The sequence below is a fragment of the Rhodococcus sp. OS5 genome, assembly GCF_056837585.1.
In genome coordinates, this window is sequence record NZ_CM166368.1 from 1,430,545 (window position 1) to 1,449,189 (window position 18,645).

The 18,645-nt window shown below is 64.7% G+C and carries 13 protein-coding genes; 9 read left to right on the forward strand and 4 right to left on the reverse strand.

From position 1 onward, the window contains the following. Positions 1 to 88 precede the first annotated feature (88 nt). Positions 89 to 2,524 carry a LuxR C-terminal-related transcriptional regulator gene (locus ACVZUB_RS06665; RefSeq protein WP_063314854.1) on the reverse strand — a complete coding sequence of 812 codons (2,436 nt, stop codon included), beginning with the start codon at positions 2,522 to 2,524 and terminating at the stop codon, positions 89 to 91. A gap of 14 nt (positions 2,525 to 2,538) precedes the next feature. Continuing rightward, positions 2,539 to 4,266, reverse strand: a complete 1,728-nt coding sequence (locus tag ACVZUB_RS06670) for an Hsp70 family protein (protein WP_228401985.1) — start codon at positions 4,264 to 4,266, stop codon at positions 2,539 to 2,541. A gap of 336 nt (positions 4,267 to 4,602) precedes the next feature. Between ACVZUB_RS06670 and ACVZUB_RS06675 the strand changes: the two genes are divergently transcribed. From ACVZUB_RS06675 to ACVZUB_RS06695, 5 genes are all read left to right on the forward strand, one after another. Then, positions 4,603 to 6,888, forward strand: a complete 2,286-nt coding sequence (locus ACVZUB_RS06675) for an IniB N-terminal domain-containing protein (RefSeq protein WP_482628256.1) — start codon at positions 4,603 to 4,605, stop codon at positions 6,886 to 6,888. Between the two features lie 123 nt (positions 6,889 to 7,011). Beyond that, the gene (locus tag ACVZUB_RS06680) at positions 7,012 to 8,880 is read left to right on the forward strand and encodes a dynamin family protein (protein ID WP_007726689.1); all 1,869 of its coding nucleotides are present in this window, start codon (positions 7,012 to 7,014) and stop codon (positions 8,878 to 8,880) included. After that, complete coding sequence (locus ACVZUB_RS06685) at positions 8,877 to 10,361, forward strand: dynamin family protein (protein ID WP_042452229.1); 1,485 nt, start codon at positions 8,877 to 8,879, stop codon at positions 10,359 to 10,361. The genes ACVZUB_RS06680 and ACVZUB_RS06685 overlap by 4 nt, the downstream gene beginning before the upstream one ends. A 104-nt stretch (positions 10,362 to 10,465) precedes the next feature. Beyond that, the gene (locus ACVZUB_RS06690) at positions 10,466 to 12,049 is read left to right on the forward strand and encodes an MFS transporter (protein WP_007726692.1); all 1,584 of its coding nucleotides are present in this window, start codon (positions 10,466 to 10,468) and stop codon (positions 12,047 to 12,049) included. A gap of 23 nt (positions 12,050 to 12,072) precedes the next feature. Continuing rightward, positions 12,073 to 12,717, forward strand: a complete 645-nt coding sequence (locus ACVZUB_RS06695) for an FMN-dependent NADH-azoreductase (RefSeq protein WP_007726694.1) — start codon at positions 12,073 to 12,075, stop codon at positions 12,715 to 12,717. 19 nt (positions 12,718 to 12,736) lie between these two features. Here the strand turns inward: ACVZUB_RS06695 and ACVZUB_RS06700 are convergent, their stop codons facing one another. Next, positions 12,737 to 13,741 carry a TIGR03617 family F420-dependent LLM class oxidoreductase gene (locus tag ACVZUB_RS06700; RefSeq protein WP_042926298.1) on the reverse strand — a complete coding sequence of 335 codons (1,005 nt, stop codon included), beginning with the start codon at positions 13,739 to 13,741 and terminating at the stop codon, positions 12,737 to 12,739. After that, positions 13,738 to 14,313: a hypothetical protein gene (locus ACVZUB_RS06705; RefSeq protein WP_058038559.1), complete on the reverse strand. Its 576-nt coding sequence runs from the start codon at positions 14,311 to 14,313 to the stop codon at positions 13,738 to 13,740. Before ACVZUB_RS06705 ends, ACVZUB_RS06700 begins: the two co-directional genes overlap by 4 nt. Before the next feature lie 262 nt (positions 14,314 to 14,575). Here ACVZUB_RS06705 and dnaK point away from each other — a divergent pair, with 262 nt between their 5' ends. From dnaK to ACVZUB_RS06725, 4 genes are read left to right on the forward strand one after another with little or no spacing between them, the layout of a single operon-like run. Beyond that, positions 14,576 to 16,429, forward strand: coding sequence for a molecular chaperone DnaK (gene dnaK / locus ACVZUB_RS06710; protein WP_003944365.1), 1,854 nt, complete (start codon positions 14,576 to 14,578; stop codon positions 16,427 to 16,429). Next, positions 16,426 to 17,022, forward strand: coding sequence for a nucleotide exchange factor GrpE (gene grpE, locus ACVZUB_RS06715; protein ID WP_003944430.1), 597 nt, complete (start codon positions 16,426 to 16,428; stop codon positions 17,020 to 17,022). The genes dnaK and grpE overlap by 4 nt, the downstream gene beginning before the upstream one ends. Positions 17,023 to 17,044: 22 nt before the next feature. Next, entirely contained in the window at positions 17,045 to 18,217 is a 1,173-nt protein-coding gene (dnaJ, locus tag ACVZUB_RS06720) for a molecular chaperone DnaJ (RefSeq protein ID WP_058038558.1), read from the forward strand. Continuing rightward, on the forward strand, positions 18,214 to 18,624 hold the full coding sequence (locus ACVZUB_RS06725; RefSeq protein WP_003944355.1) for a heat shock protein transcriptional repressor HspR: 411 nt from the start codon (positions 18,214 to 18,216) through the stop codon (positions 18,622 to 18,624). Before dnaJ ends, ACVZUB_RS06725 begins: the two co-directional genes overlap by 4 nt. The last annotated feature ends 21 nt before the right edge of the window (positions 18,625 to 18,645 follow it).

An 18,645-nucleotide genomic window follows, 5' to 3' on the forward strand; every position in this document is an offset into this window, starting at 1 on the left:
CGAACTTTGCTCGGCAGGCATGTCCTGATTCCTGTGAAAACTATCACTTAAACGGATATACGCAACCCTCTGGACAATATGCAGCTAACTACTTGTTCGGCGGTGTCATGCTGCGAAGGATAGTGAGCAGTTCCGAACGAGACTGCGCCCCGACGCGCCGCTTGATGCGTGCGACATGGTGCTCGACGGTTTTAGCGGAGATGTAGAGGCGTTCGCCGATTTCCCGATACGTCAGTCCGACGACGACGAGTTCGGCAACTTCTTGTTCGCGCTCGGTCAGCACCGACGGTGGCGCCGCACTTGTGGCGGTATCGGTTGCACTTGTCTCGGCCGTCGACGTTGTGCGTAGCGAGCGCGCAACGTGGAGCAGTGCCGTGGCCGATTTGGTGTCCGGGGTGCGCAGCGCTGCTTCGCCGGCGAGGCGAGCGGCGTCCCACGGGAGTCCGATCCGACTGAGCGTTCGTGCGGCGGCTTCGACACCGTCTGCGTCGACGTTGCCTTGCATCAGTAGGAGCCACTGGCGTCCGGCGATCGCCAAACCGGCTGCGTAAGTGTGAGTTTTGGCTGATTCGGCGAGTGTATGGGCGTGTGGGAGGAGATCGGCCGGCGACTGCGAGAGGATCGACGCCTGGACGCCGTACCAATGCAGCGGCGACGACCACAGCGGCGGCTCGCCGAGCGCGCGGAGGAGTGAGCGCGCGTCGTCGACGAGATGCTCGACCTGCTCGGTCTCCTCGAGCCGTACTGCCGCAAGCCACAGTTCGCCGATGGGAAGCAGATTGAACAGATCAACGCTGCAGGACGAGAGGGTGCCTGCCGCGCCCGACCAAGCTCGACGCAGCTGGGCGAGATCGCCGGAACGCCGAGCGAGACCCACGATCAGAGCATGCAGAAACAGTGCGTCACGCTCACGGAGGGGGCCGCGGACTACCTCCTGCGGTAGGTCTTCGAGAATCGTGTCCTGCCCGCGGACCATCGCGATCCAGGCGCCGAGAAGGTGAAGTCGCGCCCACGTGTGGCTGCTTGCGTCGTCGGCGGCGATCGCGGCCGTGACGACAGCGGCGGCCCGTTCATGGGCGCCGTTGTGCAGGAGTGCAAGAGCTACCAGCGCCGGGGCGGAATCAGGCTGGAATTCAGATGTGTCGGCTCCGCCGGGGAGCGAGAGTGCGCGCGACATCGTGTTGAGCGCACTCGGCGCGCTCCCGGTGACCGATTGCATCAGTCCGTTGGCCAGTGTGGTAGCGCCGACCGTCGAGCTCGACGGTGATCCGGTGTGTCCGGTGAGCGCGGCGTTCGCGTCATCGACCTTGCCGATGCCGAGGAAAGTGATTGCGACGAAGGGGGATTCGTTTCCGGTGCGCCCTGGCCCCAGCCAGGTGTAGAGATCTGCAGCGGCGCCGAGTTGGCCGCATGCTGCGGACGAAGCTGCGCGGATTCGCACCGCCGCAGCCAATCTCGCGTCGTCGAGATCGGGTGCGGCGATGACGGAATCGGCCAGACGGCAGGCAGTGTCGAGGTCACCACTGCGAGCCGAGACCTGGGCGTACAGCAGCGTGTCGGCCACGCCGAGAGGCTCGATCGAATTCACGCGGCGAAAGAGATCTGCCGCGACCGCCGGCGTGCTCGCCTCGACGGCGTCTCGTAGTACACCCGTGAGATCGCGGTGGCGGATTCCGGAGTCGAAAAGTCTTCGTGCTGCGTCGATATCGAGGGTTCTCGTGTGTGCGCGTGATTCGACGATTCTGATCAGCTCGCTGCGGATACGCCCGGTGCTCGTCGACTCGGCGAGCACGCTCGCGACGAGTGGTGATCGCGAACCGAACAGTCCGGTCGCCAGTGCCCGGTCGAATGCAGCTGTGAGGCTGAACTTCTCCTGTCCCAGATCGAGCTCGAAGGCGTCGATGTCCGGGACGGCGAGTGAAACTTCGAGGATCTCGCGCTCGATCGGATGCAGAGCGGTGACCTGGTGGAGGATGTGTGTGCGTATGGCGTTCGGCATTTCCAGGCGGCCTTCCGAGGCGGCGGCGAAGTACGCTTCGATCGCCCCGAAGGAACCACCGGACAGATGCTCGAGCGCCACCACGGCGCGGTCGTCGAGCGGGACTCTTCGCTCGGCCGCGATCTTCCGAATATCGTTTCGGTTCAACGGGTTCAGATGCAACACGGTGCCGAAACTCGAGATGTTCGAGTAGATCGGTGCGAGTGGTGGATCGATCCGATCGGAGGCTACGACAACTCCGAGGTCGTCACGTTGGACAAGCTCTTTCAGGGCACGGATTTCATCGGAGGTCAGAGCTTGCGCGTCCGCGATCACCACAATCGCGTCGGCGGGGACGTCATGCGTGACTGCGGTGACCACGGGCTTGTCACCCGATTCGATTCGCTTCCGTACAACCCTCGTCACTTGGGGCCGAGCGCTGGCATCGGTCCCGGTGACGAATAGGCGCAGTGGCGATGCAGTCAGGTCGACGTCGCGCAAAAGTCCTGCGATGAACGACGATTCGGTGCCGTTGTCACGGTTCATCGAAAGACCGCCGGTCAGCGGATCGGTGCGGTGACGCCGCCGACGACACCACCGACCACGTTTCCGACACCACCGACGACGTTACCGAGACCTCCGACCACGCCGCCGACTCCGTTGCCGACACCGTCGACCAGACCGCCGACTCCGTTTCCGATGCCGGTCGCAGCGTCACCGACACCGGTCCCGACGCCGGCTCCAGGCGCGGGTGCGGGTGCTGGTGCCGGGGCGGGAGCAGGTGCGGGCGCCGGGGCGCCGGGTGCGGCAGGTGCAGGCGCCGACGGAGCGGTCTCGCCCGGTGCGGGCGAGGATCCCGCCGGTGCGCCGGCAACCGGAACTGCCCCCGGCGCCGTCGTCGAGCCGCCTGCGGCAGCAGGAGAACCGGGCTGATTGCTTTGAGTGCCGTTGTTCGCAGTCGTGGATCCGGTGCCTGCCGCTTCCGCTGCCGTGGTGCTGCCGGGAGTAGAGCCCGCGGTGGTCGAAGCGGTCGAGGAGGTGGACTCGCTGGTGGTGTTCGCCGAACTGGACGGAACGTTGATCTTGTCCATGGCAGTTCCGATTCCGAGCCCGCCTGCGGCGAGCACGATGAATGCTCCCACCACTGCAGCAACGACGCCGACCCTCGACGAGCGTCGAGTCGCCGTGTTCTCTTCTTCGGTCGGCTCGGCAAGCAACGGAGTGGAGAAGGCGGGAACCGGTGCGGGCTTGCGAGACGGCTCGGCGGGAATCACTGCAGTGGCAGCGGCCGGCACTTGCGAGTCTCTGGCGTCGAGTGCGAGGGTCGCGGCGCCGGACGCCGCGCACGACGCTGGATCGGCGTCGGCGATCACCGGGACACGAAGCTCCGCCGACAGTAGTTCGGCGACAAGGGGAATGGACGAGCTTCCGCCGGCCAGGACAACCTGATTGACGTCACTGGACTCGACGCCGGCAGATCGCAGGCTTTCGCGAACCAATGCCACCGATTCGGTGAGGGCGGGCCGGATCAGATCTTCGAGTTCGGAACGAACGAGTCGAACGTCGCTGACGGCACCGGGAAGCGCCACGCGGGCAACGGTTTCCGTCTCGGTGGAAAGTTCCTCCTTGGCTGCGCGGGCATGCTCGCGCAGAGTTTCCAGCGCTGCAATCGTCTCGGGTGCAAAGGGATCAAGGGTTGCGAACTGGTCGGAAACCGCATCGAGCAGGTGAACGGTGACGAGGTGATCGAATTCGTCGCCGCCGATGTCCTCGCTGCGCAGCGGCTTACCGAATATCTCGCTTCGTCCGTCGGTCGTGGACATCATCGTGACGTCGAGCGAGCGAGCACCGAGGTCGTAGACGACGGTCAGACCGTCGCTGACGACAGTTCCGGAAGCGGCGAGCCACGCCATGACGGCTGCGGGTTCGGCGACGAGAGTCGCCCCGTGAATTCCGGCGTCGTCCAGAGCGGACTCCATGGTGCGTGCTGTGTGGCGGTTCCACCCCACCGGGTGAGCCAGGACGACAGTTGGCCCTTCGTTACCGCCTGCCTGGTCTACCAGTGCGCCGACCGCTGTCGCCGCGAGAGCCTCGCCGCGGTACTCGGTACCGTCGGCGGCAAGTATCGGAATCGGGTCCCCGACGCGCTCGACAAATCCGGTGATGACGGATCCGTCGTCCAATTGCAGCGCACTGGGTAAGCGGACCTGTTGCGTTTCACCGGTCGAGCCGTCGGTGACAGCTACGAGAGTGGCCGAACCGATGCTGATGCCGAGCCCTGCCGCCATGAACGAACTCCCCTGGTCGTGGGCGACAGAAGGACTGTCGCGGTTGTCTGCGATGTCGGTTTCAGGACCTAGATCGTTACCGGATCGGAGGCGTCGCGACGAAGTAGGGGACCGATCCCCTAATCGGGGCAAATCCCCTATTCCGACCGGGCGTAGCCCAATGGGGGGCTTCCCCACCTGTCCCTGGAGAAGAGGGGGGGTGCTCCCCGTTGGCCCCAGTCGCAAAAGTTCTTAGCGTTGATTCCACTCGCTACCTCTGGCAGCGCACCAGTTTCCGGACCACCGGCAACTACCCACCGGCAACAACCCGGTCAACGAACTTCAGGAGAACCCGCCATGGCAACGAACGCCGTACTCGAATTCATCCTCGGGCTACTTCGTGACGACGAGGCAGCTGCCAACTACTGCGCCAACCCGACCGCGGCACTCGATGCTGCCGGTCTGTGCGACGTCAGCCCCGCCGACATCGTCGCGGTCGCTCCGCTGGTCGCCGAGTCCGGACTCTTTGCCGGTGGCGGCGCCGACCTGTCCGCGATCGTCAACGCCGGTGCGTCCGCTGCCGGTGCAATCGGCGGCGGTCTCGGACTCGGTGGTGGACTCACCGGTGGTCTCGGTGGTGGCCTCGGCGGCAGCCTGGGTCTCGGCGCCGGTGCAGGAATCGGAGTCGGAGGCGCCCTCGGCGGCCAGTTCGACCTGGTCGGCGACTTCGCAGCAGCCCTCAGCGCTGCGCTTGCCATCGGTGGCGAGATCAGTGCCGAACTCGGCGCAGCCTTCGGCGCTGTGATCGAAGCCGGTCTCGGTTTGGGCGGCGCACTCGATCTCGAAGGAGCTCTCGATCTGGGCGCACAGCTCAGCGCGGCTCTGGGCGGCGCCCTCGGTGTGACCGGCGGTCTGACTGCGGAGCTGGGAGCAGCCCTCGACGCCGCGATCGGCGCAGTCGGCGGACTCGACCTGACGGCAGGGCTCAGCGGAGCTCTCGCACCCGTCTTCGCCATCGGTGGTGACCTCGGAGCCGATCTCGGCCTGGCTCTCGGTGGACTCCTCGGCGGCGCAGCAGACCTCAGCGGTCTCCTTGACATCGGCGGCGAACTGGGTGCGAGCCTGACCGGCGCACTGGAATCCGCTCTTGCACTCGGCGGCGGCCTGGATCTTGCCGGCGCTCTGACAGGCGACCTCAGCACGGCATTGTCCGGCGCGCTCTCGGGCGTCCTGGGAGCCGGCGGCACGATCGGCGCCGATCTGGGTGCATCGCTCGGTGGCGTCCTCGGCGCGATCACGGATGTCAGCGTTCTCACCGATATCGCAGGCGGCCTCGATCTCGGTGCTGCCCTGAGTGGCGCCCTCGGCGGAGCACTCGGCGTCGGCGGCGGTCTGGAAACTGCATTGGGCGGCGCACTCGACGCAGCACTGGGTCTCGGCGGCGGACTCGACCTCGACGCCGTACTCGGCGGCGGCGCAGACCTCGGCGCGCAGCTCAGCGCGGCACTCTCCGGCGCCCTCGGTGCCGGCGGAACGGTCGGAGCCGACCTGGGTGGCGCACTCGGTGGACTGCTCGGGGGAGCACTCGACCTCGAAGGTGGTCTCGGCGCAGACCTCGCGGCAGCTCTGGGCGGAGGCGCGAATCTGTCGACGGCCCTCGAGGGTGTTCTCGGTTCGGCACTCGGCGTCGATGCCGGGCTCACGGGCGGTCTCGGCGGCGCTCTCGACGCAGCGCTGGGCGCAGGCGGACTTACCGGAATCGACCTCGGTGGTGCACTCGGTCTGGGCGGTGAAGCAGGCTTGGCAGCCGGTGTCGCTGCGGCTCTCGACACCGCTCTCGCAGGTGCAGGCGGCTTGGGTGCTGTCGGTTCCGTGGGCACGGACCTGACCGGCGCGCTGGACGGTGCGCTGGGCGCAGGCCTCGGGCTGGGGGGCTCTCTCGACAGCGTTCTCGGTGCCGAAGGTGCACTCGGTGGAGCGCTGGACACGGCACTGAACCTCGGCGGAATCGACACCGGTTCGATCGGTGCCGACTTGCCCTCCGTCGACCTCGGCGCTGTGAACCTCGGCCCGATCTCCGCTGAACTGCCTTCCGTCGACCTCGGAAGCATCGCGGCAGAAGGCCTGAACCTCGGCGGTGTGACCGGCGACCTCGGAGCAACTGTGGGCGGCGCGCTGGACGCAACCGCAGGTCTCGACGCAACAGCAGGTCTCGACGCGGCCACGAACGCTGCGGCTGGTTTGGGTGGGTCGCTCGGCGGCGCACTGAACGGCGTCACCGATCTCGGTGGATCGCTCGGCGGGGCTGTCGGAGCAGTCACCGACGTGACGGGTTCGATCGGTGCCGACGCAGCCGCAGCTGCCGGTGGCACAGTCGACGGCGGCGGTACCGTTGGCGGCGGCGGAGTCGCTGACCTGGGCGGATCCCTCGGTGGAGCAGTGAGCGGAGTGTCCGACCTGACGAGTTCGTTGACCGGTGCGCTGAACCCGTGGTCGTCGATCGATGCGACCGATGCTTTCGGTTCGGGTTCCACTTCGGGTCTGAGCGCCGATACCGAACACTCGCTCTTCGCCGAGGATTCGGTTGCAGCGCCGGTCGATCACATCGACCCGGTTGCGGTTGTCGATCACCTGCATCCCTGATCTGCTGACGCAGGAACTGAAATCGGTCAAAATGACCTGATGTAACAAATCCGGCCCTGCGTGCGCTATGCGTTCGCAGGGCCGGATATTCGAGTCGGGAAGAATTGCGGGTCAACGTAGCTCATGAGTGATTCAGCGAGTCAGGTAAGCAGCCGGAAGGCGCGCGTCGCGTCGTCGACGGCGTCGTTGCTCGAACGAACAGCCGTCGTGGCGAAGGATTTCGGGCGCACGGATCTGGTGCGCCGACTCGAGAACGCTCAGGTGAGAGTCAACGACCCGCGTATTCGCATCGTGGTGGTCGGACCCCTCAAGCAGGGCAAGAGCCAGTTCGTCAATTCTCTGCTCGGCATCGACGTGTGCTCGGTCGGTGACGACGAGACCACGGCCGTGGCGACGGTAGTTCAGTACGCGGAGACCGCGGTCGCCGAACTGATTCTCGCCGATCCGGGTGCGGCGCCCATTCGGGTGCCCCTCCCGCTCGAGGAACTGATGGGGATCACCCCGGCCACGCCTCGCGCCGAAGGGCGTGAGGTTCTGCGTGTGGAAGTGGGTGTTCCCAGTCCGCTGTTGGCCGACGGTTTGGTTCTGATCGACACCCCTGGTGTCGGCGGTCATGGAAATCCTCATGCTGCAGGAACATTGGGATTGATCACTGCGGCCGATGCAGTGTTGGTTCTGTCGGACTCCAGCCAGGAGTTCACCGAACCGGAGCTGGGATTCATCCGCCAGGTCGTCAATCTGTGTCCTGCGGTAGCCGGGCTGATCAGCAAGACCGATCTGTACCCGCACTGGCGGCAGATCCTCGACGCCGATCGCGGACATCTCCAGCGTGCCGGGTTGGATCTGCCGCTCATTCCGATCTCCTCGGTACTGCGCTCGCACGCGCTGAGGCTGGGGGACAAGGAACTCGAAGCGGAATCCGGATTCTTGGACCTCTATCAGTTCTTGCGGGACAACGTCGTTGCGCGTGCCGAATCGAATACTCGACGCGCAGTTGCGATGGATGTGCGTTCTGCGGCAGCGCATCTGACGTTGGAGATGGGCAGTGAGCTTGCGGCGCTGAAGGATCCGTCGACCGCTCAGGCAGCGGTCGCGGGACTGCAGCGTGCCCGGGCAGCGGCCGAGGAACTGCACAAGAAGACCTCACTGTGGCAGCAGAGCCTCGGTGACGGCATCGCAGACCTCGCCGCCGACATCGATCACGACCTCCGGGACCGGTTGCGCCGGGTGACCCGCCAGGCCGAGGAGACGGTCGACGAAGGCGATCCCGGTAAGGACTGGGACGTCGTGGGGGAGTGGCTCGAACAGGAGATCGCCACCGCGATCGGTGACAACTTCGTGTGGGCGCATGATCGCGCACAGTGGCTGGCAGAAGTTGTGGCGCAGCACTTTGCGGAGACCGGTGACGTCGCGCTCCCGCATCTCGACGTCGCCGACACCGACGGTTTCCTGGAACCGGTCGGTGCATTGGCGGACCTCGAATCCGGCCGAATCGGCATCACTCAGAAAGTCCTGGTCGGCATGCGCGGCTCGTACGGCGGCGTGCTCATGTTCGGCTTGATCACCACGATGATGGGCATGGCTCTGGTCAACCCGATCTCCATCGGCGCCGGGGTTCTGCTGGGCACCAAGGCTTATCGTGAAGACAAGCAGGCTCAGGTGCTCAAGCGTCGCGCTGAGGCGAAAGCGGCTATCCGACGGTTTGCCGACGACGTCAGCTTCCAGGTGGGCAAGGAGTCGAAGGATCGCCTACGCCTGGTGCAGCGGCTGTTGCGTGATCACTTCACCGACATCGCCGAGCAGGCGTTGCGCTCGATCAACGAATCCCTCCGCGCCACTCAGGAAGCCGCGCAGTTGGAGTCGAGTGAACATGCCGCTCGGATCAAGCGTCTGGAGACCGACATGCGCGTCGTCGCGGAGCTCGACGCCGTTGCCGGAACGCTGATCGGCGAAACTCCCGCTCCTGCCTCGGCAAAGGTGACCAACGCATGAATGCCACGACCACCGTGACCGCAGTGGAGTCGGCACACGCCCTGATCGACCACGCCAGACGTGCCTACGCCGATCAGCCGCAGACGCGCGCCCAGTTGGAAGAATGTGCGGCCAGGCTCGACGAGCCACTCCGGGTGGCGCTCGCCGGCTCCCTCAAAGCGGGTAAGTCGACGCTGCTCAATTCGCTTGTCGGACAGGATATAGCGCCTACCGACGCGACGGAATGCACACGCGTCGTCACCTGGTATCGGAACGGGACGACGCCGCAGGTGACCGCGACGGCCGAGAACGGTGCCGAGTTCAACGTGCCGGTGACGCGCCGCGACGGCAGGCTCACGTTCGATCTGGGCGAGTACACCGCAGACTCGGTGGACCGCATCGACGTCGACTGGCCGTCTTCGGCATTGGCTCGTACGACGATCATCGACACACCGGGCACTTCGTCGCTCTCGACCGAGGTCTCGGCCCGCACCTGGGACATGCTCGTTCCCGACGGTGAGGCACCAGGCGCGGATGCAGTGGTCTACCTCCTGCGGGCTCTCAACGCCAGTGACATGCAGTTCCTCGGGAAGATCGCGGATCACGTGGGCGGAGAATCCGGGCCACTCGGAGTGATCGGAGTTCTCTCGCGTGCCGATGAGGTCGGCGCAGGCAGGCTCGACGCGTTGTCTTCGGCGAAGGACGTCGCGGCGCGATTTGCCGAGGAGTTGGAGCGAACCGGCCTGTGCCAGTCGGTGGTTCCGGTGGCAGGTCTGCTCGCGCTCGCTGCTCGGACGATGAGGCAGAGCGAGTTCGCGGCCTTCTCGGCGCTCGCGCAGGTTCCGGCCGAGGATCTGAGCCTTGCGCTCCTCTCCGCGGATCGCTTTGCCAGGCAGGACAGTCCGCTGCCGGTCGATGCGGCCATGCGGGCGCAATTGGCCGATCGGTTCGGGCTCTTCGGAATTCGCCTCGCCGTGACGTCGATCAAGTTGGGGGCCACTGATTCACCGTCCCTGGCGGCCGAATTGTTGGAGCGCAGCGGCCTGGACGAACTGCGTCAGGTGATCGACGTTCAATTCGGGCAGCGGGCAGATCAGCTCAAATCGCACACGGCGCTGGTGACGCTGGGAAGAATCCTCGAAGCCGATCCGAGCGAGGAAGGCGATCAGATCGCGGCGGAGGCGCAACGGTTGCTTGCCGATGTTCACGGCTTTCACGAACTTCGCCTGCTCGGGCGTCTTCGTTCGGTACACACGGATCTGCCACCCGACGACCTGGCACAACTGCAAAGACTGATCGGCGGCTACGGAATCCGGGCAAGTGACCGGTTGGGCTGCGAACCGGAAGAATCGCCGGAGGTGCAGCGTGCGCGGGCCACGGCGGCTGTCCGCAGATGGCGCGAGTTGTCCAGACATCCGCTCTTCGACAGGTTCACCTCGCGCGCCTGCCTGGTCGCCGCCCGCAGCGCCGAGGGCGTCCTGGCTGAAATTGTGCCCGAATAGGGACCCGTTCACTATGCGAGCGCCGGACGAGGGTTCTATCTTGAGTTTGGGATGATCCGGACATAACTACCAGGTTCGGGTCCCACCTCGATGGGAGCACGCGCATGGCGAGTGACATCAAGTCCGCTTCACCGGATCGAGCCACCCTCGTCCTGGGGACGCTCATCCTGGTCGCTGCGGTCGCGAACCTCAATCTCTCGGTCGCGAATGTCGCTTTGCCCGATATCGGGCGGGCTTTCGACGCCAGTCAGACGCAACTGAACCTGATCGCGGTCGGCTACTCGCTGGGCCTGGCCGGAACGGTGCTCTACCTGGGGGCCTTGGGAGACCGATACGGCCGCAAGATGTTGCTGGTCACCGGCATGGCGCTGTCCATTCCGGCGTCGATCGTGGCGGGATTCGCCGGGAACTTCGAAGTGCTGTTCCTCGCTCGGATAGTCGGAGGCGTCTCGGCAGGTCTGGCGTTCCCGACCACGCTGGCAATCATCACGGCGTTGTGGGCCGGACCGGCACGAACCAAGGCGATTGCCATGTGGTCGGCAATCGGTGGCGCGATTTCAGCACTCGGTCCGATCGTCTCGGGGGCGCTGCTCGAGCAGTTTCACTGGGGTTCGGTCTTCTTTGTCACCCTTCCCTTGGCCCTTGTGGCACTGATCTGTTCCCTGGTGTTGGTTCCCGCTCACGTCAACGAGACGACCGAGCGAGTCGATCACCTCGGCGGCATAGTGTCGATCGTCTTCATCGGGGCGCTGGTGTTGTCCATCAACTTTGCGCCGGTGAAGGGTTCGGGCACGTTGGCTCTGGTGCTCGGGGCGATAGCAGTTGTCGCGGGTATCGGGTTCTTCCTGCAACAGCGACGCGCGGCCAATCCGCTGTTCGATCTTCACGTAGCTGCGCGCCCGACCTTCTGGGTCGCGGCGGTGGGTGGGTTGGTCGTGTTCGGTTCGCTCATGGGCGCGATGTTCATCGGCCAGCAGTTCCTGCAGAACGTCCTCGGGTACTCGACGCTGGCAGCCGGTGCGGCGATCATTCCGGCTGCGCTGGCGATGGTGATCGTCGCGCCGCGCTCGGCGACCATGATCGAAAGGTACGGCGCCCGCGTCACGCTGCTCGCCGGCTACCTGTTCGTGGTTCTCGGTTTGTTCGTCGCGCTGTTCCTGTGGAACGAAAGCACACAGTATTGGCAGGTCGCGCTGGCCTATGCGCTTGTCGGCATCGGCGTCGGTCTGGCCGGCACACCGGCATCGCGTTCGCTGACCGGATCCGTTCCCGTGCACCGCGCTGGTATGGCGTCGGGAACCTCGGACCTGCAACGCGACCTGGGCGGCGCCATCATGCAGTCGATTCTCGGCGGAATACTCACGGCCGGGTACGCAAAATCGTTGGGAAATGCGATCTCGTCCTCGCCGAACGCATCCGAAGTGACTCCCGAAACTCAGGCCGCGCTCACCAAATCCTTCTCCAGCGCCGAAGTTCTCGCGGAACGCTACCCGCAATACGCGGACCAAATCATGACCGCCGCCAAAAACGCCTTCCTGGACGGGGATACAAACGCCTACATCGCGGCGATCATCATCGTGTGTGCCGGTGCCGCGGTGGTGACGTTCTTCTATCCGCGTCGCGAGCGCGAACGAGTCCTGCTGGCGCAGTACGCAGCGGAATCCGATCTAGCCGCGGAGAAGAGTTGAGCGCGCTCTGGTAGTGATGAGGGATGCCACAGCTACTTCACATCGATTCGTCCGCCGAACTCCACCACTCGACCTCACGTGATCTGACCGCACTGTTCGCTCAGCAGTGGTCGAAGAACAGTCCGGATCACACGACGGTGACGTTGGACCTGCACCGGGATCCCTTGCCGCACCTCGCGGACGCGGCCCTGCACTATGCACCACGCTTGCGAGTCGAGGGCGAGATTCCGGATCCCGCCGCGGAAGCACTCCAGGCTCGGGTCATCGAGCAACTTACCGCTGCAGACGTCGTCGTGATCGGTGCGCCGATGTACAACTGGTCGATCCCGTCCACGTTGAAGGCGTGGATCGACTACGTACACGTCCTGGGGACTACGGTGCCTTTCGACACGCGTACTCAGCCTCTGGCAGGTAAGCCGGTGGTGATCGTCTCCAGCCGCGGAAACACCTATGCGCCGGGCTCGGGAAACGAGGCCAACGATCACACCGTCCCGCCACTCGTTCAGGTGCTCGGGGTGTCGATGGGAATGGATGTCTCCGTCATCACCGCGGAACTGACTTTGGCGCAACGTATTCCGGCGATGGCACCTCTGATCGAGCAGGGTGACGCGAGCCTGCGTGCTGCCCGGGAGTCGTTGACCGAGCTGGCCCGTACCTTGGGGGCCTGATCAAGAAGTTCGACCGGGTTCAGGTGAGAGACGAGATCATCGACGCCACGTCTGACGGTTCTACGTCGTAACCGGGGAAATAGCAGCACACTTCGTCGGCATGTTCGCCGAACCGCCGCCGAATCTCGGTGGCGCACTCTTCGGGAGTGCCGACGACGGCGAGTGTGGTCAGCATCGGATCGGTGATCAGCGACGCCATCTCGGTGTAGCCACCTCGCTTCGACAGGGCATTGAGTTCCGGTTGGACCTCGCCCCACCCTTCGACGTCGAGCACCGGACGGTATGCGGGCGTCGAACCGTAGAACGAGAGCAGGGCTCGGACGCCTCTGGCGGCCGCGGCAAGTTGATCGTCGCCGCGGCCGACGCCGACGATGACCTGCGGGATGATCGTGAATTCGTCTCGGGTGCGGCCGGATTCGCGAAGACCGGCACCGACGGCCGGAAGTGTTCGTTCGAGGAAATGACGTTGCGTGTGGAACGGCATGACCAGTAGTCCGTCGGCCACCTCGGCAGCTGTCCTGGTCATCACCGGTCCGAGCGCACCCATCAGGATGGGCGGCGGCCCATAGGGGTTGGGGCCTGGATCGAACGTCGGAGGCATCAACGTGTGGGTGAAGAACTCGCCGCGGAAGTTCAGCGTCGAGGTGTTCTCCCACGCAGTGAAGATCGCCTTGACCGCTGCGACAGTCTCCTTCATGCGGGCCGCCGGACGCGACCACGTTGCGCTGTAGCGTTTTTCGATGTGCGGTTTGATCTGCGATCCGAGGCCAAGTCGAAAGTGGCCGCGACTGAGCAACTGCAGGTCGTTGGCCGAATGCGCCAGATGCATGGGACTGCGGGGGAATGCGATGGCGACGTTGGTCATCAGGTCGAGGTCGACGGCCGATGCTGCTTCGACGAGCGGGAAGAACACGTCGTGTGGTCCCTCGAACGTGAACAGGCCACCGGCGCCGGTCTCCGCGAGTTCACGGCTACGAGCAGCGCCCGCGCCCGGCGCGGAGTCCAGTTGTACGTGAACCTTCATCGGCGTCCCCGCAGCCAGGTGCTGACACCGGGAGCGAACGGAGCGATCGCCGCCACCGCGACCAGGGCGCAGTAGAGAATCGGACCCCATCTCAGAACTCCGGCGCCGATGTCTGCTGCGCCGTCGACCAGAGACATGAAGCCGAGTCCGGCCGCGATGCTCAGGACTCCCACGATCGCCGTCATCACCCGCCCGGCGTTCTTGCGTGCGCGGAGGAGTTGAAGGCTCAAAAGTGCGAGCAGGACCAGGACGAGAGCGCCGCCGCCGCTGCCGGCGAGTACGACGGTCACGGCATCGGAGATGTCGGTGGACGAGTATCCGGGATTGTCGCGCGCAGTCGATTCTTCGAGAGCCGACCGGACGTCGTCGAGGCTGGTGACTACCACTCCGGCGATTCCGGCCAGGACGACGAACGAGCCGATCCAGGCAGAGGTGGACAATGTCACGGCTTTGGGTGTCTCGTCGCTCGCTGCAGGTCGGAGCGGCCGAACCGAGACGTCGGGTCGCTCGGGTGCCGGGCGTGGAGGTGACGGGCGAGGAGGTCGCGCGGGAGAATTGTCGGGATCGGTCACCGGCCGATCGTAGCCATTCGGAGAGATACGGAAGTGATGTGGCGCACTTTTCCGGCTTTTCGGGGAAGGCGGGAACAAATCTACGTGGGCTGTAGTTGACCATTTCGACAAGCTTGAGCGCCCTCGGCTCAACTTCAAGTTGACTCTCGGTCACGGTCGGAGGCAAACTTGAGCGGAGGACGCTCACCAAGCGAAAAACTCGCGGTCATGTTCGAGATCAACCACTCGGGCAGAGAACCGCAGAACGAAAGGTAGGAACACTATGGCTCGTGCAGTCGGTATCGATCTCGGTACGACCAACTCGGTAGTTGCAGTGCTGGAGGGCGGCGAGCCCGTAGTGGTCGCCAACGCCGAAGGCTCACGTACCACCCCCTCGGTGGTCGCATTTGCCAAGAACGGCGAGGTTCTCGTCGGTCAGCCCGCGAAGAACCAGGCAGTCACGAACGTCGACCGCACCCTCCGCTCCGTCAAGCGCCACATCGGCACTGACTGGAACGTGGAAATCGACGGCAAGAAGTACACGCCGCAGGAAATCAGCGCCCGCACGCTCATGAAGCTCAAGCGTGACGCGGAGGCTTACCTCGGCGAAGACATCACCGACGCCGTCATCACCGTCCCCGCGTACTTCGAGGACGCACAGCGTCAGGCAACCAAGGAAGCCGGCCAGATCGCCGGCCTCAACGTCCTTCGTATCGTCAACGAGCCCACCGCGGCTGCACTGGCATACGGACTCGACAAGGGTGACACCGAGCAGACCATTCTGGTCTTCGACCTCGGTGGCGGCACCTTCGACGTCTCCCTGCTCGAAATCGGCGACGGTGTCGTCGAGGTTCGCGCAACCTCCGGTGACAACCACCTCGGTGGCGACGACTGGGACGAGCGCGTCGTCGCTTGGCTGGTCGACAAGTTCAAGGCTCAGAACGGCATCGATCTGACCAAGGACAAGATGGCCCTGCAGCGTCTGCGTGAGGCTGCGGAGAAGGCGAAGATCGAGCTCTCCAGCTCGCAGAGCACCTCCATCAACCTCCCGTACATCACGGTCGACGCGGACAAGAACCCGCTCTTCCTGGACGAGCAGCTCACCCGCAGCGAGTTCCAGAAGATCACCTCGGACCTGCTCGATCGCACTCGTGCGCCGTTCCAGGCAGTGATCAAGGACAGCGGAATCGCCGTCAAGGACATCGACCATGTCGTGCTCGTCGGTGGCTCCACCCGTATGCCGGCCGTCTCCGATCTGGTTCGTGAACTGACCGGTGGCCGTGAGCCCAACAAGGGCGTCAACCCGGACGAGGTCGTCGCCGTCGGCGCCGCACTCCAGGCCGGTGTGCTCAAGGGTGAGGTCAAGGACGTTCTGCTCCTCGACGTCACGCCGCTTTCCCTCGGCATCGAAACCAAGGGTGGCGTGATGACCAAGCTCATCGAGCGCAACACCACGATCCCCACGAAGCGTTCCGAGACCTTCACCACCGCTGACGACAACCAGCCTTCGGTGCAGATCCAGGTCTTCCAGGGTGAGCGCGAAATCGCTTCGCACAACAAGCTGCTCGGCTCCTTCGAGCTCACCGATCTGCCGCCCGCCCCGCGTGGCGTTCCGCAGATCGAGGTCACCTTCGACATCGACGCCAACGGCATCGTGCACGTGACGGCGAAGGACAAGGGCACCGGCAAGGAAAACACGATCAAGATCCAGGACGGCTCCGGTCTGTCCAAGGAAGAGATCGAGCGCATGGTCAAGGATGCCGAGGCTCACGCCGAGGAAGACAAGGCCCGTCGCGAAGAGGCAGAGGTTCGCAACCAGGCCGAGTCGCTGGTCCACCAGACGGAGAAGTTCGTCAAGGAGCAGCGTGAAGGTGAGAACGCGGGCAAGGTCTCCGAGGAGATCCTGACCAAGGTCGAGGCAGCGGTCAAGGACGTCAACGACGCCCTGGCAGGCACCGACATCGCTGCAGTGAAGACCGCAGTGGAGAAGCTGGGCACCGAGTCGCAGGCTCTGGGCCAGGCCATCTACGAGGCTTCCGCTGCAAACGAGGCCGGAAACACCGACGGCGCAGGCAATGACGACGACGTCGTCGACGCCGAGGTTGTCGACGAGCCCACCGACTCGGACAAGAAGTGACCTCGGACAACCCCGAGAACAACCCGGTCGACCCCGAGACCGGTGCACAGGGAGAGGCGGCGGGGGAATCCCTGCCGCCGCTCGACTCGGAAGACACAGGGGTAGTTCAGGAAGCAGAGTCGATCGTGGAGGAAGCATCCGCCACCGATCAGCTCGCCGAACGGACTGCGGATCTGCAGCGACTTCAGGCGGAGTTCACCAACTACCGTCGTCGCGTCGAGCGTGACAAGCAGGTCATCAAGGAAACCGCGCGGGCTTCGGTCATCACCGAGCTCATCGGAATTCTCGACGACCTGGATCGCGCTCGGGCACACGGTGACCTCGAATCGGGTCCACTGCGTGCACTCGCAGACAAACTCAACACGACTCTGACGGGTCTGGGTTTGACCGACTTCGGTAGCGAGGGTGACGATTTCGATCCCGCACTCCACGAAGCGGTGCAACATGAAGGCGAAGGCCACGACCCGGTACTCGGGACGGTCATGCGCAAGGGATACAAGCTCGGCGACCGGGTCCTTCGGACCGCAATGGTGGCCGTGACGGACCGGGTAGGCGACAAGCCTGCAGACGGTTCAGAACAAGAAGCGAAGTAAGAGTGAGAGGAGGAGACGCCCAGTGAGTCAACGGGAGTGGATCGAGAAGGACTTCTACAAGGAGCTGGGCGTCTCGTCCACCGCGACGGCCGACGAAATCAAGAAGGCGTATCGCAAGCTGGCTCGGGATCTTCATCCCGACGCCAACCCTGACGATGTGAAGGCCGAAGAGCGTTTCAAGTCCGTCAGTGAAGCTCATGCCGTTCTGTCTGATCCGGACAAGCGCAAGGAGTACGACGAGGCTCGGCGCCTCTTTGCCAGCGGCGGCTTCGGCCCCCGCGCGCAGGGCGGCGGCGGATTCAACCCCGGCGCTGGTGGTTTCGACATCAACGACCTGTTCGGCGGCGGGGCCGGTGGGCAGGACTCGGGTCTCGGAGACATCTTCGGCGGATTGTTCAACCGCGGGGGAGCGGGCCAGCGAACAGCTGCGCCCAACCGCCCGCGTCGAGGCAAGGATCTCGAGACCGAGACGACGCTCGCCTTTCGTGAAGCAGCGCTCGGTGTCACCGTCCCTCTTCGTCTGACCAGCCCTACGTCGTGCACCACGTGTCACGGCAGCGGCGCAAAGCCAGGCACCAGCCCGCGAGTGTGCCCACATTGCAACGGAACCGGCGTGGTCAGCCGGAACCAGGGCGCCTTCGGATTCAGTGAGCCGTGTGACGATTGCCGGGGAACCGGCTCGATCATCGACTCGCCGTGTGAAGACTGCCACGGTAGCGGCGTCACCAATCGCACACGGACCATCACGGTTCGCGTGCCTGCCGGTGTGAGCGACGGTCAGAAGATCAGACTCAAGGGCAAGGGCGAAGCGGGACTCCGCGGCGCTCCGGCCGGCGACCTGTTCGTCAACATCCGCGTCAAGCCGGACAGTGTCTTCGGACGCAACGGCGACGACCTGACACTGACGGTTCCGGTGAGCTACGGCGAGCTGGTGCTGGGAACGACACTGTCCGTGCCGACTTTGGAAGGCCGTGTCGGAGTGAAGGTTCCGGCTGGAACGGTGGACGGACGCATTCTGCGAGTTCGCGGACGCGGTATCCCCAAGCGGCCGGACGGTGCCGGTGACCTTCTGGTCACGGTCAAGGTATCCGTTCCGCAGAAGTTGGACGACCCGGCGATCGAAGCGCTGAAAACCTATCTCGAAGCCGAGAAGGCGAGCGGGTTCGATCCACGGGCCGGGTGGGCCGGTGCATGATGACAGAGCGACCGCAGAATCAATGGGATGCGACGGTCGATCCTGACGCTCAGATCTTCGTGATCTCGGTGGCAGCCGAGTTGGCCGGAATGCACGCGCAGACTTTGCGTAACTACGACCGACTCGGGTTGGTCACCCCGCATCGAACCACCGGTGGCGGACGACGCTACTCCCCGCGCGATGTTGCGCTTCTTCGTGAAGTACAACGGCTTTCGCAGGACGAGGGAGTCAACCTTGCCGGAATCAAACGAATCATCGAACTGACCAACCAGGTCGAGGCTCTGCAGCATCGCGTCCGCGAATTGGCCGAGGAGATCGCGAAAGTCCATGCGGGCTATCGCCGGGATCTCGTGCCGATTCCGCGCAACAACGCGTTGGTGGTCTGGAAGCCCCGCAACCAGCGATAGTCGGACCTTTACACAAACGGC